General features: G+C 38.6%; 19 protein-coding genes. 2 read left to right on the top strand and 17 right to left on the bottom strand.

The genetic code is table 11. The features are described from left to right. The first annotated feature begins 106 nt into the window (after nucleotides 1–106). Nucleotides 107–1,045 carry a LysR family transcriptional regulator gene (locus tag GQR55_RS07280; protein WP_166420063.1) on the top strand — a complete coding sequence of 313 codons (939 nt, stop codon included), beginning with the start codon at nucleotides 107–109 and terminating at the stop codon, nucleotides 1,043–1,045. Nucleotides 1,046–1,067: 22 nt separating this feature from the next. On the opposite strand, the gene GQR55_RS07275 is transcribed toward GQR55_RS07280, so the two are convergent. From GQR55_RS07275 to GQR55_RS07245, 7 genes are all read right to left on the bottom strand, one after another. Continuing rightward, nucleotides 1,068–2,105: a GGDEF domain-containing protein gene (locus tag GQR55_RS07275; protein ID WP_166420062.1), complete on the bottom strand. Its 1,038-nt coding sequence runs from the start codon at nucleotides 2,103–2,105 to the stop codon at nucleotides 1,068–1,070. A gap of 171 nt (nucleotides 2,106–2,276) precedes the next feature. Then, nucleotides 2,277–3,248, bottom strand: a complete 972-nt coding sequence (gene moaA / locus GQR55_RS07270; protein ID WP_166420061.1) for a GTP 3',8-cyclase MoaA — start codon at nucleotides 3,246–3,248, stop codon at nucleotides 2,277–2,279. 140 nt (nucleotides 3,249–3,388) lie between these two features. Then, a complete protein-coding gene (locus GQR55_RS07265) occupies nucleotides 3,389–5,680 on the bottom strand; it encodes a molybdopterin cofactor-binding domain-containing protein (protein ID WP_166420060.1) in 2,292 nt (763 codons plus the stop codon). A 12-nt stretch (nucleotides 5,681–5,692) separates the two neighbouring features. After that, the gene (locus GQR55_RS07260; protein ID WP_166420059.1) at nucleotides 5,693–6,181 is read right to left on the bottom strand and encodes a (2Fe-2S)-binding protein; all 489 of its coding nucleotides are present in this window, start codon (nucleotides 6,179–6,181) and stop codon (nucleotides 5,693–5,695) included. A 171-nt stretch (nucleotides 6,182–6,352) separates the two neighbouring features. Further along, a complete protein-coding gene (locus tag GQR55_RS07255; RefSeq protein WP_166420058.1) occupies nucleotides 6,353–6,964 on the bottom strand; it encodes a nucleotidyltransferase family protein in 612 nt (203 codons plus the stop codon). Then, on the bottom strand, nucleotides 6,958–7,986 hold the full coding sequence (locus GQR55_RS07250; protein WP_166420057.1) for an XdhC/CoxI family protein: 1,029 nt from the start codon (nucleotides 7,984–7,986) through the stop codon (nucleotides 6,958–6,960). Before GQR55_RS07250 ends, GQR55_RS07255 begins: the two co-directional genes overlap by 7 nt. 96 nt (nucleotides 7,987–8,082) lie before the next feature. Beyond that, the gene (locus tag GQR55_RS07245; RefSeq protein WP_166420056.1) at nucleotides 8,083–8,946 is read right to left on the bottom strand and encodes a DUF6279 family lipoprotein; all 864 of its coding nucleotides are present in this window, start codon (nucleotides 8,944–8,946) and stop codon (nucleotides 8,083–8,085) included. Nucleotides 8,947–9,505: 559 nt separating this feature from the next. On the opposite strand from GQR55_RS07245, the gene GQR55_RS07240 reads away from it, so the two are divergent. Next, complete coding sequence (locus GQR55_RS07240; RefSeq protein ID WP_166420055.1) at nucleotides 9,506–10,231, top strand: tetratricopeptide repeat protein; 726 nt, start codon at nucleotides 9,506–9,508, stop codon at nucleotides 10,229–10,231. A gap of 133 nt (nucleotides 10,232–10,364) precedes the next feature. Here GQR55_RS07240 and GQR55_RS07235 read toward each other — a convergent pair whose 3' ends face one another. The 10 genes from GQR55_RS07235 to ybaK all read right to left on the bottom strand — a co-directional run bounded on the left by GQR55_RS07235 (nucleotide 10,365) and on the right by ybaK (nucleotide 20,124). After that, nucleotides 10,365–11,759 carry a coniferyl aldehyde dehydrogenase gene (locus GQR55_RS07235; protein ID WP_166420075.1) on the bottom strand — a complete coding sequence of 465 codons (1,395 nt, stop codon included), beginning with the start codon at nucleotides 11,757–11,759 and terminating at the stop codon, nucleotides 10,365–10,367. Nucleotides 11,760–11,929: 170 nt separating this feature from the next. Beyond that, nucleotides 11,930–13,405, bottom strand: a complete 1,476-nt coding sequence (locus tag GQR55_RS07230) for an SLC13 family permease (protein WP_166420054.1) — start codon at nucleotides 13,403–13,405, stop codon at nucleotides 11,930–11,932. 9 nt (nucleotides 13,406–13,414) lie between these two features. After that, complete coding sequence (locus GQR55_RS07225; RefSeq protein ID WP_240916833.1) at nucleotides 13,415–14,332, bottom strand: porin; 918 nt, start codon at nucleotides 14,330–14,332, stop codon at nucleotides 13,415–13,417. 215 nt (nucleotides 14,333–14,547) lie between these two features. After that, nucleotides 14,548–15,912 (bottom strand): sigma-54 dependent transcriptional regulator, encoded by a 1,365-nt coding sequence (locus tag GQR55_RS07220; protein ID WP_166420052.1) that lies wholly within the window; start codon nucleotides 15,910–15,912, stop codon nucleotides 14,548–14,550. Next, nucleotides 15,905–17,635 carry an ATP-binding protein gene (locus GQR55_RS07215; protein ID WP_166420051.1) on the bottom strand — a complete coding sequence of 577 codons (1,731 nt, stop codon included), beginning with the start codon at nucleotides 17,633–17,635 and terminating at the stop codon, nucleotides 15,905–15,907. Before GQR55_RS07215 ends, GQR55_RS07220 begins: the two co-directional genes overlap by 8 nt. A 190-nt stretch (nucleotides 17,636–17,825) precedes the next feature. Then, nucleotides 17,826–18,089 (bottom strand): hypothetical protein, encoded by a 264-nt coding sequence (locus tag GQR55_RS07210; protein WP_166420050.1) that lies wholly within the window; start codon nucleotides 18,087–18,089, stop codon nucleotides 17,826–17,828. A gap of 162 nt (nucleotides 18,090–18,251) precedes the next feature. Next, the gene (locus GQR55_RS07205) at nucleotides 18,252–18,503 is read right to left on the bottom strand and encodes a hypothetical protein (RefSeq protein WP_024598562.1); all 252 of its coding nucleotides are present in this window, start codon (nucleotides 18,501–18,503) and stop codon (nucleotides 18,252–18,254) included. Nucleotides 18,504–18,646: 143 nt separating this feature from the next. Then, nucleotides 18,647–19,015 (bottom strand): response regulator, encoded by a 369-nt coding sequence (locus GQR55_RS07200; RefSeq protein WP_166420049.1) that lies wholly within the window; start codon nucleotides 19,013–19,015, stop codon nucleotides 18,647–18,649. 92 nt (nucleotides 19,016–19,107) lie between these two features. Continuing rightward, complete coding sequence (locus GQR55_RS07195; RefSeq protein ID WP_166420048.1) at nucleotides 19,108–19,512, bottom strand: DUF1761 domain-containing protein; 405 nt, start codon at nucleotides 19,510–19,512, stop codon at nucleotides 19,108–19,110. A gap of 150 nt (nucleotides 19,513–19,662) precedes the next feature. After that, a complete protein-coding gene (gene ybaK / locus GQR55_RS07190) occupies nucleotides 19,663–20,124 on the bottom strand; it encodes a Cys-tRNA(Pro) deacylase (protein ID WP_166420047.1) in 462 nt (153 codons plus the stop codon). Between the last annotated feature and the right edge of the window lie 54 nt (nucleotides 20,125–20,178).

The following is a 20,178-nucleotide window of genomic DNA, read 5'->3' as shown; positions in this document are numbered from 1 at the left end:
TGTTGATTAGCCTCGCATAATACGGATTTAACCCGTGTGTAAAAACCATAGATTTTTAAATTCATTAATGCCAAAATGGCATCAATAGATTAGTTAAGGTGTAATAATGGATACAACAAGTCGACTTTTAATGTTACTTGAAGTGGTTGAGCAAGGCTCTTTTGCAAAAGCTGCAGAATTACGCAACATAGATCGCTCTGTTATATCTAAGCAAATTAGCCGTTTAGAGGATGAGCTAGGCATTAGGTTACTTAACCGCACAACGCGTTCGTTTTCGCTCACAGCGGCGGGCGCCGAAATGATCAAAAAAGCCGCTGAGCTTAGAGAGTTGCTCGGCGAAACAGTACGCATGGCTGAAAACTACCATTTAGAGCCACGCGGGGTGTTAAAAATCACGTCATCAACATTGATTGGCAGGCGTTATTTGCAACCTGTACTTAATGATTTCCAAAAACGCTTTCCGCAAGTAGAAGTTGAACTGCGCTTAGACGATAGATTGGTTGATATCGTCTCTGAAGGGTTTGATTTAGCATTTCGTGTTGGTGAGCCAAAAGATTCATCCCTTATTGCACGTAAAATAGCGCGTAATCGCTTACTCATTGTTGCAGCACCAGAGTACATAGACACTTATGGTATGCCCAAAACAATGGAAGATTTAGCACAATTGCCAGCAGCAAGCTACGCCAGTAACTCTATTCGGATAGATGCAATAGATTACTACAACAGTAAAGGTGAGCCCTGCGAGCAAAAAATAAAAAGTGTGTTTAGAGCAAACGATGCAGAGTCATTACTGATGAAAACACTATCGGGCACCACTTACTTTGTCGCCCCTGCATTTATTATTGGTGATGAAATATCACAGGGTAAACTAGTGCCTTTATTAACTGATGTGAAACTCATGGAGTTTAGTGCGATGTATGCCGTGTATCCGCATCGAGATTTACCGGTAAGAACTCGGTTATTTTTTGATGCTGTACGCGAACATATAGGAAAAGATAAACCAATTTGGGAAAACGGGATCCCTAACTTCGAGCAAATGTACTAGGTAATGTATTAGGTAAGGTAACTTAAGCAACTACCGCCTCACAGTCGTGCTCTTTTTTAAGCTTACAATACACTTTATTACGACCAAATTGTTTTGCTTTGTATAACTGTTTATCCGCTTGGTTTACAAAGCTTTCCAATGAATTAGTACTTTTAAATTTTGCGATTCCAATACTCGTTGTAATATTGATAGCAAGGCCATCAATATCAAAAGTTGTATTTTCAAAACGTGCTCTTATTTGTTCAGCGGCGTCTAGTGCAGCCTCTTCATTTGCAAAAGAGCTAAATAAAGCAAACTCTTCACCGCCAACTCTAAATACGTACCCTCTGCCAAGTGCAACCCTTAGTAAAGTGGCCACTTCGACAAGTACTTGGTCACCCACGCCATGTCCGTGCTCGTCATTTACTTGTTTAAAAAAGTCTAAATCGAGTAAAAATAAATATAACTGTGACTTATCTTGTAGTTCTACTTCAAAGTAGTGGCTCATTGAAAGGCGATTACCTGTACCCGTTAATGGATCAAGTAACGCTAAATTTTTAAGTCGCTTTGAAAAATTCGAACGACTCCCTTCAAAAACATGAGATATCGCCCAAATACTAAAATAAGCACAAATTAAATTTAGGGATAAGTTAAAGGTTTCAAAGGGTGAAAGAGTAGATTTACTCCCTAAAATAAACACTTGGATAGCTAATAAAGTTGCAGAGAAAATTACACCATATTGTTTACCTAACAACAGGTAGTACAAAATAGGTAATGCAAACGACCATACAAATACACCGTTACGAGGAGATGCTAAAGCGGTAGCTAAAATAACAATAAACGTTACAAGTGCACACATCACAACGGATTGCCAAAACTGTAGTGGACAACGTGTAAGTGAAATATAAGTAAATATACAATAAATGGAAAAACAGATTTCGATATAGCCAAGCAGTGGAAAGTTATTTACGGTTAAATTAAGCCCCGCAAATCCAGCTGATAAAAAACCAAAACAAAGACACATCCCTCTAAGGACGTCTTTTCTTAATGATTTAGTGCTATTAAGAGCTGCGATATCCATTCTAATCACTTAACAAAAAATAAAAATTAAGTTTAACGGGAAAATATAATTTAACAAGCCTTGTCGATATAAAACCATGTAGATAAACCCTGTTATTACCTTTTTTTAGGATAATGTTATGCATTTTAGGGGCATGTTTGGCATTTTAGCTTCATCAAGCAACCTTAATAACTAGCCACCTAGCATAGATAAATTAGTCGTAATACCTGTATTACCTTGATGTAAAAGATGAGTTGGTTTTTTAGTTTTAATATAACGCGATAGCAATGCCATTAACTCACTATTAGAATTATCATTCATATATTCTCTTAGTGATATCCCCTCTTCAGAGAATAAACATAAATGCAGATTCCCTTTGGCTGTTACTCTTAACCTATTACAGGTACTACAAAAGTCATTGCTGTAAGGCATGATCAAACCAATTCTGCCTTGGTAATCAGGATGTGCAAACTCTTGAGCAGGACCTGCTGATGCACTACGCGCAACTTGCTGCCACCCCGTTTGTAATAACTGAGCTTTTAACACCTGACCAGAAACATGGTTAGCATCAAAAAAGGCTTTGTTATCGTTTGTTTGCATCAACTCAATAAAGCGAATAGTAACGGGGCGATGTTTAACCCAATTTAAAAACGTATCAAACTCTTGCGCGTTATATTGCTTCATAAGCACACTGTTTATTTTTACCGAATCAATCCCTGTTTCAATCGCGGTATCAATACCTTTCATTACTGAGGTAAATTTATCGTGCCCAGTAATAGTGTTAAACATGCGTGGGTCTAAGGTATCAATGCTTACATTAATTGCATTTAAGCCGGCATCTACCCAGTTATGAATGTTTTTATGGAGAGAAAAGCCATTGGTGGTCATTGCAATTTTTTTAATACCTGCAATATCTTTTGCGGCGCGAATAACATCTATAAAATCTTTACGTAAGGTGGGCTCTCCGCCAGTGATCCTTACTTTTTCAATACCATGGTGAGCAAATGCTTTAAGCGTATTACTAATTTCATTCACACTTAAAAAACCACGGTCACTCCCGCCTTGATAACCGTCGGGTAAACAATAAACACACTTAAAATTGCATACGTCAGTAATAGACAAACGCAAGTAACTAAACTCTCGCCCTGTTGGGTCGATTAGCATAAACAAACCTTAACTAATATCAATAAGCCATCACTACCTAAACTGCTTTAGTTATTGATATAAAATAATAATTACAAAAATACGTGTAATAGCTAAAGGAACCTTCTAAAACAGGCCCCTTTAACTATTTTAATTATGCTTTACGCATCCAAGCCTTTTTTAACTGCGCTTGGCTTCATTGGTAGGTCACGTAAACGCACACCTACGGCATTAAATACGGCATTACCTATGGCTGGCGCAACACCTATAACCCCAGGCTCACCTAAACCAACCGGAAACTCATCACTTTGTAAAAATTCAATGTCTATATCTGGTACATCTTGCATTCTTAGCGGTAAATAAGTATTAAAGTTAGTAGCCGATACTTGCCCATCTTTATACGTATTTGACTCGTGTAAAGCAAGGCTGCTGCCCCATAATAATGAGCCTTCAATTTGTGCCAATGCCCCATCAGGATGAATAATTAAGCCTGCATCTACAACAACATAAAGCTTTTTAAGCGTTATTTTACCACTATCACGGTTAACATGAACATGTGCTGCGGTTGCAAGCCAAGCTGGCATTGTGCGCTCTTGCCCCGAACTCACTGAAAAACCAATGCCTTCATCTTTCGCTAATTTAACAGAAGCGACTTTATCAGACACTGTTTTAAGTACATTACGTAAACGTAGCGCTCCACCAACACTCTCAGGTGCTTTACCTGCTTGCTTGCCTTTACCATCTAACATTTCGATTCTAAATTGAACCGGATCTTTGCCTTGCTTATGGGCAATTTCGTCAATAAACGACTCAAGGCTCCATGCAATCCAACCTGGTCCTACTGAGCGTAACCAGCCTGGAGTAAAGGTGCTTTGTGCAACTTCGTTATTAATAGCACGTGCTCGATGACTACTCATGCTATACCAATGATCGGCGCCCGATGCTGAAAACGCATCAAATTTACCTTTACCATCAACACCTGGAGCTAAAAACCCGGGTGCCATTGCTTTGGTAGGCCAACCTGCCGCAAATGCATGTTCCATTCCTGTGAAAGTGCCGTTTTTATCAAACGATGCTGTCATTTTTGCTGCAGATGCAGAGCGAGACTGATCAAATAAACTATCGTCCGCGCGTGTAAATACTAGCTTTACTGGTTTACCCACTGCTTTTGCAGTTAGGGCTGCCGGTACAGTCCAATCACCAAATAGTCGGCGACCAAAGCCACCGCCTAAATAATAAGGGCGAATAATTACTTTCTCTTGAGCTACTTCAAGTGCTTTTGCAATAGCGGGTAACGTAAGAGATTGCCATTGGTTCCCCGTATGAATAATCCAATTACCGTCTTTAAATTCGGCTAACGCATTGAGTGGCTCTAGCTGATAATGACTCGCTGTTGCTGTGGTATACATTGATTCTAACGATTCATTGGCATCGGCTTGGGTTTTCTTTATATCGCCTTCATCAACAAACAAAGTACCCGAGTCGCGTTGCTCGCATAATCGCTTACCTTCGTTTTGAATATCAGCTTCAGATATATTTGCCGACTCACCCTTTTTATAACTCACCTTTAAAACATCTACTGCTTTAATGGCACTTGGGTAGTTGTCCGCAAGTACAACAACCCAGCCTTGCACTGTGTTACTAGGGTCATTTAAAACTTCATAACCTTTGTAGCCTTTAATCGCTTTTGCTGCACTATCGTCAACATTTGTCACCGTACTGCCATAACGGGTTGGCGGTATTACTGGGCGCGCGTACAGCATGCCTTCAACTTCAACATCTATACCATATACCGCAGTACCATTAGTTTTAGCCGGTATATCGAGCGCTTTAAAGTCTTGTTTAAGACCCGTTAAGTGACGTTTATTAGCTGATTTTAGTGGCAGGTTTGCAACTTCATCACTGGTAAATGTGCGATTAAACTCGCCTTTTTTAACAATGTCAGCATAACTAACCGATTTATCACCCGATACAATATAACCTTTTTCAGCGTGGCATTTATCCACAGCTATACCTAGCATTTTCGCGCCAGCGTCTATTAACGCAATTCTGCCCGCAGCACCCGCTTGCGACAGAGGCTTAAAGCTTTGGAACACTGACCACGAACCACCGGTAACCATGTAGCCCCATTTTTCGTGAGTATCTACGTAGGTAATTGATACTTTATCCCAATCACATTCAAGTTCATCAGCTACAATGCGCGCAAGAGCAGTACCGATATGTTGACCCATTTCAGCTTTAGCAATACTTACTTCTACGGCGCCATCGCTGCTCATAGTCCACCAAATGGTCGGTGAAAAAGCCTGTTGTTCAATTGATTCTTTTGCACTGAGCGAACCCGAAAACAACGCAGGGGCGAACGCCATAACTAAGCCCGCACTTGCAGTACCAATCATAAACGAGCGACGGTTTAAATTAACGGTTTCGCTATTTTTTTGAAATAATTTTTTCATTATCGGCTCCAGTTAAGCGTCTTGTGCATTTGGATCAAATATATTTACTACACTTTGTGACTCATCTGCAGCGCGTTGAATAGCAGTTTTAATACGCTTGTAAGCCATACAGCGGCAATAGTTGCCATTCATGTGGCTGACTATTTCTTCATCTGACGGGCTAGGGTTTGCAGCAAGTAATGTAGCAGCTTGCATTATTTGCCCCGATTGACAGTAACCGCACTGTGGTACTTGCTCTTCAATCCACGCTTTTTGAAGTGGGTGTTCGTTATTAAGTCCTTCAATTGTGGTAATGCTTTTACCCGCAATAGCGCCAATTGGTAGCACACATGAGCGAGTTGCTTGCCCATCTAAATGCACCGTACACGCACCACACATTGCAATACCGCAACCAAACTTCGTACCTTTTAATCCAATTTCATCACGAATAACCCATAACAATGGTGTATCTTCACTTGCGTGTGATTCAACCACCTTGCCATTAATTGTAAACGTCACCATAGCTTGCCCCTTGATTAAGCTTTATAACCTCAGTATTAGTTAATACGTTGGCTTTAACCGTTAAAATTGTTGTAACTACTCACTCTAAAAACATCATTTACCGTGTAATACCCATTGTATTCACAGCTAAATACTTTAAACATAATCATAGTTACAACTGATATAATTCAATTACTTTTTGTGTACTTTTAATTCATGCTTCGCTATAAAATTACTCAGCTGCTGTTGTGTATCTATATCTACACTCGCACTACTTAAATTAATTGTATTGACAACTTCACTGCTAGAACGCAGTAATTGCTGTGCACCCTTATCTGAAGTTAAGCTTGTAAGCTTTGATAAATCAACCGCTGGGAATATAGCGGGTACACCTAAACGCTCACCGTAGTTTGCACACCAGCGTGTGGGTTCACGTGTAAAACCTGTAACTAATGCAGCTAGATCCTGCGTTTTAAGCTCAACCTGATCGGCAAGCATAAATAAAATTCCATTATAAGCAGGGTGTTTAGATAGCGCTTGCGAAGCGACAGCAATTGAAACACCTAAGCCGTCATCCCATCGTTTGTTTTCAATAATATGTATATTTGAATGCCCGCTGAGTGCTTGTACAACCTCTGCGTGCCACTTTCCTGTAACTACATATACGGGTGAATCATCAAGCGCTTGAAGTACTTCAACCGCTCGCTCAATCATTGTTTGCCCTAAGCCCACATCGGCTATTAGTTTACAACCATCAAAACGAGATGATTGACCTGCTGCCAGCACTACTTTTGCAATTAGCACAGCTCTTGACCCCAATTACTTAACGACTGTGCATTTTTATTACTAAGCACCGCATGTATTTCACTAATGAGCGAAAGCGCTATGCTCTCTGGCGAATCCCCACCTAAATTTAGCCCTACAGGACCAAACACAGGGGCCTTAATTTGTTCACGTTTTGTACTTGCATGCTCTAGTACCTGTTCGCGTCTGTGCTTAGGCCCAAGTAACCCTATATATTTAAAAGCAACATCAGCAAATTGACTGAGCGTAATTGCATCTAGTTCAACACTGTGAGCCATTAAAATAGCAGCATCTACTTTATTTATTATGCAATATTCTTTTAACTCACTCGGCGTGATGCGCAAAATAGCATCTGCATTTTTAAAATATTGCCTTTTTGCATTTGCAGGGCGTGTGTCCCATACAGTTACACTCCAACCAAGTTGCTTTGCTAGGGCATAAACAGGCACGGCATCAGCGCCTCCACCCACTATTAGTAAATGAGGCGGCGGATAAATAGTGGTTTGCAGGCACGTAGCACCTTGTAACTCTAGCAACTGCGCTTTACGGTTCATCGATAAACCATGTGGCTCATCATTTTGCGTAAATACGCCACTACCCGCTGGCAAAATGGGGCTTACTTGTTGAATGTATCGCCCTGGTTTATTTTCATTAAGTGCTTTAGAGACATGCTCTAACTGTAAATAGTCATTAGCCTTGTGAATCGGCTGCAGTGAAATGTGTACTATTCCCCCACAACCAATGCCGAGTTGAAATGTTAAATCGTCTTCGTCGGTTGCGTCATAACTAATGGTTTTACTGGTTAAAGTACTCATTACTTGTTTAGCGTGGCGCTGTATGTCAGCTTCTAAACAGCCACCCGAAAGCATCCCTAAGCGCTCGCCTAGGCTAGAAATAAGCATCATAGCGCCTAGTTTTCTGTAACTAGAGCCTTCTATTTTATACAAAGTAGCTAAAACCCACTCTTGATTATCTCTTTCGGGATACCACGAGTTTAAGATACTTTTCAAATCTGTAACCATATACTGCCCTTTAAAAGCATTTTTTGCGTTTAAAAAATTAGCCTGAGAAGCTATTTTAAAACTTCTGAATTCAAGACTTAGTGATTCATGCACAATTTAGTTGTCTATTATATCGTTTAAAGTCTCAATTAACTCATCAAATTGATCATTTACACTTTGGCGTTGCTTTACGCTCAACGTCATATTTAATTCGTACAATAAATTAATGTATAAATTGAGGTTTTCTTCATTTATTTTGAGTAGCTCTTGGCTCATATAAATCTCACGCTCTTTTATCACCGTACTCAATTGATCAATAAATTGGCTTTGCGTTAAGCTTTTATTTTCAAATACTTGTTTAGCAAAATCTAACCGGTTTTGCTTGTACTCTAACCAAAGCGTATTTGAATCTTGATGTAGCTCATTGGCCATGGTTATTAATGCTTTTTGCCCTTTACTGAGCTTACCCGCCCACTCTTCGTAGTATTCAAATTGTGACTCTAAACGCTCGGCTTTACGCTCATGCGCAGTTTGATCGTTAAACTCTTCTCGCTCTTCATCAATTTGTGATTGAATATTATTTAAAAGTTCATCTCGTTGCTCACCAGATAATGTTGCACCTAGTTCTGCAAGAGGAAGATGTGCGTACTCAAGTAAGTTTTGCCAATGCTTTTTTGCAAAAACGACTTGTTCTTTTAATTGATCGGTTTCGAGTGATTGATTAAAAAGCGTTTTAATATTTTGTATATCTTGCTTGTATGCAGGTAACTGAGTGCGCCTGTGCCACGTTTGAGTGGTTTTAATTATATCTTTTAGCTGCTCATTTTGTTTTTTATTCAAATCAATATAATCATCAACCCAAAACGATGAAAGCCAACTTAAATTGTTATACGTAAAGGATGCTGAGCAACTACATAAAAACAGCATACTTATAGCGAAGCATGAGCGTATTAGCTTTTTAGTTTTAAGATTATTAAGCATCACTTTCTCCATTTTAAAAATTGTATAGTAAAGATAATAGTCATTTGATAATAATTATCATTTAAGTATTGACTTGCATTTAGAACTAACTGATAATCGTTCGCATAAACACAGTGTAACGACCTCAGTGCCTACGGAAGAATATTCAGCAAGGATGCTGACACATTAAAAGAAGAGCGTGCCGCTTCGTGTTATTACTTACTTGATTCAAGTTATAACATCAAATATCACATTTACTTGCTACATTGCTCATATTAGTGACGGTTAATATGACCCCAAAAAGCCCTAACGGGCTTTTTTTATTTCTTTAATTTTTCTATAAAATCTGTATCTTACACTTCTAAATTGATGTGCTTGCATTCTACACTCGCTATCTTAAACAGCATCGCCTTGCGTTTATACTAAAGCAGGCGTAAAACATAATAGTAGGCACTCTTAAGCACTTATTTGTCGTTAATTATCAGTATTAAACGCTTGAAACACGCAAATAGTGCAAAAAATTAATAAATTAGCATCTAATTAATACCTATCGTAACTATTACTAATTGGAGACATTGTTATGTCACAGTTTAATTTTAAAGCACTCGTTCTTACTGGCGCTTTACTTGCCAGCCCTTTTGCTCATGCCACATTAGAAGATGGCATAAGAGCAGCTAACGAAGGTGAATTTGCAGTCGCCCTGAAAGAATTTGAATACCTTGCCGATAAAGGCTTTGCACCAGGGATTTACGAATTAGCCAAATTGTATGAAGGTGGATACGGTGTAACACGCGATTACCGAAAAGCGGCTGCACTTTATCAGCAAGGCGTAAAAAAGAACCACCCGGATTCTATGTTTGCTTTAGCGGTTTTATATGACGAAGGTAAAGGTGTTAAGCTTGATCACCAAATGGCTGTTACCTTATTTGAAAAAGCAGCCAATAAAAACCTACCTGCAGCTCAGTTTAATTTAGGCGTTATGTACTCTAATGGCGTGGGCGTTACACGTGATTACGAAACTGCACGTAACTGGTACGAAAAAGCGGCGGCTAATAACTACTCTTTAGCACAATTTAACCTGGCACTTATGTATTTTGAAGGCCTAGGTATGCCAAAAGATTTAGAAAAGTCATACATTTGGAACACGATTGCTGAGTACAACGGTAACATGGAAGCGAGCCACAGCCGCAAACTTGATGAGCGTAAAATGCTACCTAAAGAAATTGAAGAAGCTAAAGAAAAAGCCGATGCCATTTATGCAAAAATTCAAGTAGGCACGTATGCCGGCGAAGGGCGCTTATTTTAAAGTTTAAGAGTTTAAGAGTTTAGTTTAAAACTAATCTAAAAAAGGCTGAATTACATAATGTAACTCAGCCTTTTTAATACATATTGATTGAGCAAGTTAAAAATCTATTTAACTTTACAAAATCAACACCCTATTATTTTATGTAAAGCCATTTTAATAACTTAATAATAAGCTTATTTTGTTTAAGTAACAGATTAATACGAGGATTAAACGATCCTGATACTAACGTGTTTTTAGCGTGGCTAAACGTTAAAAACCCTTCAATACCATGATAGTGCCCCATACCTGAATGCCCCACTCCACCAAAAGGGACATCATCGGCAGTCACTTGTACAAGCGTGTCGTTTACTGCCACAGTGCCACTAATAGTTTGCTTCATAATGTATTCTTGAGCGTGCTTATCTTGCCCTAAAATATAAAGCGCTAACGGGTGATGATGTGCTTTAATGTAATCAATTACAGTGTCGAGCTTTTCATAGCTCATTATTGGTAATATTGGACCAAACAACTCGTCTTGCATAAGCTGCATGTCGTCAGTAACTTGAGTAACAATATGAAGCCCCATACGATGCTTTTCTGCATCTTGTTGGTTTTGTTCAAGTGGCTTAATAATGTTTGCGCCAAGCTCTTGTGCTTGCTCTAAGTAACTTGCTAAACGTTGATAGTGCGCATCACTAATAATAGAGGTTAAGTTTTTACCTTCAACACCCTCTTTAAAATGCTTTTTATATAGCTCACATAACTGCTGAATAAGTTGATGCTCAAGCGCTTTGGGTACAAATACGTAGTCGGGTGCAACGCATATTTGCCCTGCGTTGGCCATCTTGCCAAACAGTAAAGCTTGCGCCGCTTTTTTAATATCGGCATTTTGGGTAATAATAACTGGCGATTTACCACCGAGCTCAAGCGTTACGGGTGTTAAATTACGACTTGCCGAAGCCATTACTAATTTACCTACGGCCGTTGAGCCCGTAAATAATAAATGAGCAAATGGGAGCGATGAAAACTGCGCGGCTACGTCGCTACCGCCTTGTATTATTTTGCAATGCGTTTGCATGTCGTCTTTAAATATTTTTTCGATAACGACGTTTGTGTGAGGTGTAAATTCGCTCAATTTAAGCATAACTCTATTACCAGCGGCTATCGCGGTAAGTACAGGTACTAACGCTAGCTGAATTGGGTAATTCCACGGTGCAATAATACCGACTACACCCTTGGGCTGGTAATTAACACTGACTTTAGAAGGCCATAAGCTTAAACCCACAGAGCGATTACTTGGCTTTGCCCACTTTGGTAGCTTTTTCATAATGTGCGCGAGTGTTTGCACTGTAGGTAATATGTCACCAACTAATGTATCGAACGCAGTTCTGTAACCAAAATCTTTTGAAGCAGCATCCACTAGCTCTTGCTCAAGTTCAACAATACGAGTGCGTAGTTTTTTTAATAAAACGAGACGTTTATCAACTGGCAAGTAAGGCGTTTCGAGAAAGCTTTTTTGCAATTCATCAAATTGGGGAATTAAAGGCATTGCGTGTGGTGTGTCGGTGCTCAAAATAGATTACTCAATTTTTAAAGTTACCGCAGACTATAACCTTGTTCTGTTTTTCGAGCAATAACACTAACTAATGTGATTAAATAGCAGCCTAAATTAAATTTCAGGCTGCTCATATGGTTGGTTGGAACTAATTTAGTGGGTATTTAAAAACCAAATACCTGAGCTGCAATCGTCATTGTTACCAGCGTTATTAAAACAATAGCAACAATATTTAACACAAAGCCGGCTCTTATCATGTCGCGCATTTGTATTTGCCCTGAGCCAAACACAATAGCGTTTGGAGGTGTGGCTACCGGCATCATAAACGCGCAGCTACATGCAATAGCAGCAGGTATTACCCACACTAAAGGTGAACCCGTAATTGACTCTGCAACAGGCCCTAGTAATGGTAAAAAGCCAGCTGCTGTAGCTGTGTTACTGGTGATTTCAGTTAAAAAGGTAATTAAGGCAACCACAACAAGTACACTCATAACTAAAGGTATAGCGCTCGCGCCTTCAATCATATGCGCTATATACTCAGCTAACCCCGATGACTTTATTTGAGACGCGAGTGTTAATCCGCCTCCAAACAATAGTAATACACCCCACGGTACATCTGACGCGTGATGCCAATCAAGAATACGTTCATCTTTGTCTTTATTCGCTGGCATTACAAACAACAGTAATGCCGCTGCAATTGCAATTGTAGTATCTGAAATATTAAGACCTGTTATATCACCTAATAAAGGTCTAAATATCCAACAAAGTGCAGCAAGTACAAATACAAACAACACGCCTTTTTCTGCACGTTGCATTACTCCAAGATTTTTTAACTGCGTTGAAAACACCGCTTTCGTATCAATTTTTTGACCGTTTTTAACATTAGCATCTACTTTATACGCAAATTTAGTAAGCCAAACCCAGCTAATAATTAGCATGCTTAAAGACAGAGGTACGCCTACAATCATCCATTGCGCGAAGCCTATTTCAATTTGGTAGCTATCGGACAAATAAGCAGCCATTAAAGCATTAGGCGGTGTGCCAATTAAAGTAGCAATACCACCAATACTTGCGCCATAAGCAATCGACAACAGTAATGCTTTGCCAAAACCTTCGTTTTCAGGATCTGACTGTTTAACTAAACTGGTGATCGAAAGTGCAATAGGCAGCATCATTACGGCTGTAGCTGTATTAGACATCCACATAGATAAAAATGCAGTAACCAGCATCATAGCTAAAATTTGTAGGCTTGGTTTTTTACCCGCATAGAGCATAGTACTTAGCGCAATACGTTTATGTAATCCCCAACGCTCCATAGCAATGGAAATTAAAAAACCACCTAGAAATAAAAATATTAACGGATGTGCGTATGGGGCAGCCACGCTTTTAATTGCTGCTATATCAGCAAGTGGTGATATTACCAGTGGTAACAAAGCAGTTGCAGGAATTGGTACTACTTCACTCACCCACCACGATGCCATCCAAAATGCTAAACCTGCAGTTTTAAATGCGGCTACAGACATACCCGTTGGTGGATCGAGTAAACATGTTAATAGCATTATTAAAGGGCCTAGTATTAAAAAAAGCCATTGAAAATTTCTTTTCTTATCGGGTTCTTGTGTGAGTATATTATCTGTCATGGCAGGCCTCTAAAATTTGTATTTAAGACCAAGCGCAACACTGCTGTCGTCTTGTTCTTCTAAATTAAGATCGGTATATAAGAGGTAAGCAGTTGTTTGCTTATCGAACACGTAGTCAAGCCCAGTAGTCCATTGTGTGGCATCTGAAGCTTGACGAAGTGCTGAATCATCTTTAGCAAACTGAATTTTTGGTACCCACTTATCAAGTGTATAGCTTAGACTTACAACATAGCCATTGCCTGATTTAATGCCATCTTCCGATTCTGAATGCTGGTACAGAGCGCCTAATTGTAATTGCTCAAACTTATAAGCACCCGCTATACGACTTGCGGTGATGTTGTTAAGCGATTCTACATGACTCAACGTTATATAATATGCTGTATTGCTTAAATTACGATCACCATAGATAAGCGTAGCAGCAAAACCTGCTTCATTATCTTTATTGTCATCTTTTGGGGCGTAGGTAAATGAAAACTGTGCGTTATACCAGTATTTAGAGGTGTAAGTTAACGTATCACCGAGTCTGTCTTGCCCAGCAATAACTTGTGATATATCGCCTTGGGTTTCGTTAAAGTTATCCACTTTTCCTTCTGAGTATTTAAAGCGAGTATCGTTTCTTCCTACTACAACTTCACCAAACGCGCCTTTTAAACCTAAGTAAGTATTACGTGCAGTGAAAGGTTCGTCGGTGTCGTCTTCCTCAAAGCCTTTTACTTGTACTTCATATTTAAAAACAACGCTTAGGTATTCGTTAAGTGTGTGGTCGCCTTTAATACCAATACGCGAGAATGGCGCTTCTATTTGTGTACCTTCTTCTGCGTAGCGCATTATACCCGTGTCGGTATTAGCAATTTGTACCTCAGCTTTACCATATACAGCATATTCAGCCGCTTGAGCAGAGTACGAGCAAATAGCGAGGCCACTCATTGAGGTGAGTAAAATATAGGGGTGTGTAAACTTTATCATTGTGTGTCCTGATTATTAGAATCTACTTGTTGTCAGTTCTAATAGAGCAACTTTACTGCCAATGATATAAAGTTATTAAATTTCAGATGGTTGGTTTTATAAATCAACAATAAAAGAAAAAAATGTGCGGTTTTCCACACATTAAAATAATTAGATTGTCACAAATACCGCACACGTTAGTCAGTGAACATATCACGGTTTAAATTGTATTTACTCATTTTATCGTAGAGGGTTTTACGGGCAATTTGCAGTGTTTCCATTGTATTTTTAATGCTGCCATGGTGTCGCTCTAACGCCTCTTCTATTAGGGATTGTTCATAAAATGAGACTTTTTCAGATAGACTTAAATCGGGAGATAGTTCACCTTGAGACTGCGTTTTTGTAACGACAAAAGCCAGCTCAACACCGAGTAAAACGGCGCGCTCAGCTTGGTTTCTGAGCTCCCTTACATTACCTGGCCAATCGTATGCAATTAAGCGCTGCTGTAATTCGCTATTAAGAGGGGCTGGTGGTTTATGGTAACGCGTTGCTGCAATAGAGCTAAAATGCTTAAACAAAAGTAATATGTCGGCTTTTCGGGCGCGCAGTGGCGGTATGTTTACTTTTACTAAGCTGAGTCTGTAGTATAAATCAGCTCTAAACTCGCCTTTTTCAACCAACGAGAGCAAATCAACTTTAGTTGCAGCCACAATTCGTATGTCTAAATTAATTGCTTTATTATCACCAACAGGGGTTACTTTGCGCTCCTCTAATACACGCAGTAATTTAACTTGTAGCGACATAGGCGTACTTTCAATTTCATCTAAAAATACGGTGCCGCCTTGCGCAAATTCAAACTTACCTTTGCGAGCATGAGTTGCTCCCGTGTAGGCACCACTTGCTGCGCCAAATAACTCACTTTCTATTAATTGCTCAGGCACTGCGCCGCAATTAATCGCAACAAAGTTAGAGCTAGAACGAATGCTTTGGTCGTGTAAATAACGTGCTACAAGCTCTTTACCCGTGCCTGTTTCGCCTTCAATCATCACATCAGCAGGGGTATCAATTACGGTATTTAGCAAATGCATCATGTCTTGCATTTTAGGCGTATCACCCAATATGCGAACGCCGGGTGCTGAGGTTTTTTGTACAGCTAATTTTAATGCGCGGTTTTGAATCACTAGGCTGCGTTTATCGCAGGCCCTAGCTATGCAATCGAGTAGTGATTCATTAAGTGGCTTTTCAAATAAATCATAGGCCCCTAGTTGCATCGCTTTTACAGCAATTGTTACATCGGCATAACCTGTTAAAAATATAACCGGAAGCTCACTGTCAAAGGCAGTTACTTGCTCAAGCAGTGTTATCCCATCCATTGTGGGCATATTTATATCGCTAAGCACCACGCCCATAAAACGGCGGTTGAGCTTGGTTAAGGCGGCGCTTGCATCGCTAAAACACTCAACTGTATAGCCTTCAAGGGTCAGTAATTGCTTTAATGAATCTCTGATCATAGCTTCATCATCAATAATAATGATGTGCTTACATGCTGATTGTTCAATCATCTGCTTTATCCTGCGTACTCGATAAGCTTATTATAAACTCAGCCCCCCCTTCCAATCTATTATGTGCACTTAAAGATCCGCTAAACGAATCAATAATTTGCTTTGATATAGATAACCCAAGCCCTAAACCATTACTTGCTTTAGTACTGTAAAATGGTTCAAATAAATTACCAAATGCATGTTGTTCGATACCCGAACCGGTATCTAAAATTGAAAGTTTTACGCGGTTATCAAAGCATTCAACCTTAAAGCTCAATTTACGAACTATTGCGCCATTCATTGCCTGGCTTGCATTAGTAATCAGATTAACCAGCACTTGCTCAAATTTAAGCGAATCTACCCATACAATCAACGCACCATCTATTTGAGGTGGATCTACTTGCACGTTATCTTGCTTTAATTGCGAGCTGGCTATCATTAAAGCGTTATTAATTAAACCCGCCAATGGGTGAGGCCGTAATTGAGTTTGTGAGGGTTTGCTAAAATGCTTTAACTGTCCGACTATTTTATGCACTCGATCAACAAGCCCTTCAACAACATTAAGGCTCTCAGCTAGAGCGCTATAGTTTTGCTTAGCTAATAACCTTTTAGCACTTGCAAGGTAAGTGTTAATTGCACTTAATGGCTGATTTATTTCATGATTAATGCCTGCACTTAACTGCCCTATTGTGGCCAGCTTAGCAGATTGCACTAGCGCAACTTGTGCTTTTTCAAGCTCTTGTGTTCGCTCAATTACTTTTGTTTCTAGACTGTGTCTTGAATATAAAAGTTTTTTATAGCCAGCAAAACGAGCCAGTAAGCTATAGCCTATAATAGTTATTAAACCGTAAATAACACTAACCCAAAATAATCGAGGTAATTGCGCCGAATTTACAGAGGTTACATCAACAAGCACATACATATTTGCGCTAAAATAACGCAGTGGTTTAGCTGCGCTTACATATAACTTTTTATTTATTTTATAATGCGTTATACCTTCACTAATATATTGAAATTGCTCAACATATGCAGGTTGATGATCTAAATACGCTCTGCGTAATTTAATATCACGACGCTGCGTTATATCAAACTCACTAAAACTATTTAAACGCCAAGCGGGCACATCCGACATAGCAATAACGTCATCAGCAAGCTGCAAGTAAAAATGACTCGCCATTGATGTATTTAAAAGCTCTCTATCATTTTCAAATTTACTTACATTAACCTTTAATACCACAACACCTACCGCTTTGTTGTCGTGATAAACCGCTTGTGAAAAATAAATTCCTCGCTCTTTTGAGCGCATACCTAAGGCAAAATAGGCCACTTTTTCGCCTGCGAAGGCACGTTTAAAATAAGGTCTAAATGCAAAGTTACTACCTAAAAAGGTGTAATCAACTTGCCAATTGCTACTCGCTGTAACCTCGCCTTGAGTATTAAGTACGAATATATCAGAGGAGCCACTTGCCTGTTGAATGTCGGCCAAGTAGTTATTAATAGCGTTGTAATGTTGTTGCTCACCACTTACAAAATCAATCATTAACTGATTGTAAGTGAGCAGTTGTGGAATAGCAGAAAAACGAGCTAGCTCTGTATCAATATAATTATTTAATTGAGTAATTTGGCTTTGTGCTTGCACCGTTGCTTTTTCAATATCGTTAGTGCGGCCTACCCAAAATGTAACAACTAAAATTAATACTAATAATAAACATACTGTAATTATTTTTTTAGAAAACGTAAACATGGCCTGCCCGAGAAATAGCCTAAAAATTTAAGGCAGCTAGTGTAACGACTTATAGGACACAGATATATAAACTTTTTGTTAACAAAAGCATTTAATTATACTTACTAACTAAATTTAACCCTAAAAGCAAAAAACACCGCAAACAGTTATGTTTGCAGTGCCTAAGATGTAGAACAAAATTAATACTTTATTAATTTGTAGCTAAAGTTGATCTGTTTTTTAAGTATTTGTATAAACCGATTAATGATGCGGCTATCCAAAATATTTCAATCACAAAGCTTGCTAAATTAAAGTTATAGCAAAGGCTAATTAACAATAAAATCGCCCCTGTTAAATTCATCATATTATACGTTAGGCTAGCTGGAGACGTTTTACCTAGCTGCAGTAAGAAAAATGAACCAACTACTAAAAAAGTACCTGTCATGCCTATGATGTCAAATAAGAGTGCTATCACGAAACTATCCTTTATCCATTTTTAAAATAACCCAATAAACTGGCCCAATCCATGGGGAGGGTGTTTTTTCATTCATTGAAACAGCAAACCGAGCGATTCTATCAATATGGTAAATTCTAACAAGGCCATATGTCCGTATGGAGAAGGCTTTACTTCAAAACTTTATTTAAACGTTACTTTTCCGCCGATAATTTTATAGGCTGGTGCACCACGAATAATAGCTTCTCGGGCAAATGGACGGCTACAGTTAGGGCAAATACATGGCTCACTTGTAAAGTCTTGACTAATACGCTCTTTAAAACACTTAACTAATGCCCCTTTCCCTCCTTTTCGGTATTTAAATAACGAAGCTTTACAGGCTGAGCAAAAAATATCGACCGTTTTAGTAGGGCCTTTTTTATTGGGTTTTGCCATTACGTCCTACTGGATTATAAAAAGTAATTAACTATGATATCAGTTTAGATAGGTAAAGGTTACAACAGGAACTTAGAATTTTTATGCGGTATGTTTATTGAGAATAAGCTCATAATAGTTTTGTGGCTATAAATAAATACAGCCTAATCTTTAAAAAAGAAGCGGTTTAATTGAGATGATAATACATTCATATTAAAAGGTTTAATTATAAACCCCGACACTTTAGCTGCAATAACTTGCTTAACTTTATCTGTACCATCTTCACAGGTGACCATCAATACAGGAATATCAGCAAGAGCTTCATCTTTTCTAATATTTGCGAGTAAATCAACACCATTCATTTTTGGCATATGGAGGTCTGTAATAACCAAATCAAAATGCTGATTGTGTAAAAAAGCCAAAGCTTGCAATCCATCAGTGGCTTCAACGATATTGCTATACTCTAGTTTTCTCAACATATTAATTAATACATGACGCATAAGCGGCATATCATCAACAACTAATATTTTCATTAATACCTTTACCAATCATGTAAATGGAGATTATATAAAACTACTCTACTCGTAGATAAGAATCAAATTAGGCGTTAATGGTTATTAAAATTTTACGGCCATAGCCCTAAAATAAGCCCCATTAACGAAAACTGTAAAATGTGATACCCCCCGTTAATTAAAAAAAGCTTTAAAGGACGTTGCTCAAATATATAACTTAATCCTAATGAACTGCCAATCCAAAAAAAGCCGATAATAAAGCCAGTCCCTATACTTTCACCTAAGCTTGCGTCTTTACCTAAAAAAAGAGACAGCATTAAAGCCGCTATAAACACTAAAAAAAAGCTGCCGCCAAATATCAACTTAGGATTAGCCGACTGCAAATCTTGGTCGGTTAAGCCAATACTTTCTAGCCATGCATTTTTAAATAAAGCTTTTGAGTACCATACACCGCCAAGCATAAAAGATGAAAGTGCAGCTACAAGTATTGCAAAATAATCAACATCTAAAAGGTTCATACAAACAGCCGTATACAAAAGTATAATACCGTTTAGTATTAAATATTAACGGTATAAAGATACTCTAAATGTAGCTACAAATAGGGGATTGAGCAAATGGCTTAACTTGAATTAATTACCTGTACAGAAGGTAATTATACAAAATAAAGTCTATAAATCGCCAAATTTAGCGTTAGTCAATACAGCCAAATCAGTTGGTGAGAGTGCAATTTCTAAGCCTCGTTTTCCGGCGCTCACATTAATAGTGCTAAACAGTGAAGCACTACTATGAATAAACGTAGTTAGACGTTTTTTTTGCCCAAGAGGACTTACTCCACCTAAAATATAACCCGTGCTAGTTTGGACTTTTTGTGGGGCAGCCATCACTACTTTTTTAGTACCACATAATTTTGCTAGCTGTTTTAAGTTAACTTGTTGAGAAACAGGGGTGACAGCAACAATTAGTTGGCCTTCGTGCGTTTCAAGAACGAGAGTTTTATATACCTGAGCACTATCTAAATTTAACTTTTCAACGGCTTCAAGCCCATAATGGCTATTACTTGTATCGTGTTCATAGCTGAGCACTTCAAAGGGAATTTTTTGTTTTTTTAATAGTTCGATAGCTGGTGTCATAATCATTTATCATATTGCTGAATTAATATTAAAGTAGCACAATTTTAAGCAAAA

The organism is Pseudoalteromonas sp. Z1A8, from assembly GCF_011378855.1.
Taxonomy (GTDB): domain Bacteria; phylum Pseudomonadota; class Gammaproteobacteria; order Enterobacterales; family Alteromonadaceae; genus Pseudoalteromonas.
Note: the sequence above shows the minus strand (reverse complement) of the source record. Positions and strands in the feature narration are given on the sequence as shown.

Coding starts and splice junctions, on each gene's coding strand:
- GQR55_RS07280 (WP_166420063.1), top strand. CDS start 107: ATGGATACAACAAGTCGACTTTTAATGTTACTTGAAGTGGTTGAGCAA.
- GQR55_RS07275 (WP_166420062.1), bottom strand. CDS start 2,105: ATGGATATCGCAGCTCTTAATAGCACTAAATCATTAAGAAAAGACGTC.
- moaA (WP_166420061.1), bottom strand. CDS start 3,248: ATGCTAATCGACCCAACAGGGCGAGAGTTTAGTTACTTGCGTTTGTCT.
- GQR55_RS07265 (WP_166420060.1), bottom strand. CDS start 5,680: ATGAAAAAATTATTTCAAAAAAATAGCGAAACCGTTAATTTAAACCGT.
- GQR55_RS07260 (WP_166420059.1), bottom strand. CDS start 6,181: ATGGTGACGTTTACAATTAATGGCAAGGTGGTTGAATCACACGCAAGT.
- GQR55_RS07250 (WP_166420057.1), bottom strand. CDS start 7,986: ATGGTTACAGATTTGAAAAGTATCTTAAACTCGTGGTATCCCGAAAGA.
- GQR55_RS07245 (WP_166420056.1), bottom strand. CDS start 8,946: ATGCTTAATAATCTTAAAACTAAAAAGCTAATACGCTCATGCTTCGCT.
- GQR55_RS07240 (WP_166420055.1), top strand. CDS start 9,506: ATGTCACAGTTTAATTTTAAAGCACTCGTTCTTACTGGCGCTTTACTT.
- GQR55_RS07235 (WP_166420075.1), bottom strand. CDS start 11,759: ATGCCTTTAATTCCCCAATTTGATGAATTGCAAAAAAGCTTTCTCGAA.
- GQR55_RS07230 (WP_166420054.1), bottom strand. CDS start 13,405: ATGACAGATAATATACTCACACAAGAACCCGATAAGAAAAGAAATTTT.
- GQR55_RS07225 (WP_240916833.1), bottom strand. CDS start 14,332: ATGAGTGGCCTCGCTATTTGCTCGTACTCTGCTCAAGCGGCTGAATAT.
- GQR55_RS07220 (WP_166420052.1), bottom strand. CDS start 15,912: ATGATTGAACAATCAGCATGTAAGCACATCATTATTATTGATGATGAA.
- GQR55_RS07215 (WP_166420051.1), bottom strand. CDS start 17,635: ATGTTTACGTTTTCTAAAAAAATAATTACAGTATGTTTATTATTAGTA.
- GQR55_RS07205 (WP_024598562.1), bottom strand. CDS start 18,503: ATGGCAAAACCCAATAAAAAAGGCCCTACTAAAACGGTCGATATTTTT.
- GQR55_RS07200 (WP_166420049.1), bottom strand. CDS start 19,015: ATGAAAATATTAGTTGTTGATGATATGCCGCTTATGCGTCATGTATTA.
- GQR55_RS07195 (WP_166420048.1), bottom strand. CDS start 19,512: ATGAACCTTTTAGATGTTGATTATTTTGCAATACTTGTAGCTGCACTT.
- ybaK (WP_166420047.1), bottom strand. CDS start 20,124: ATGACACCAGCTATCGAACTATTAAAAAAACAAAAAATTCCCTTTGAA.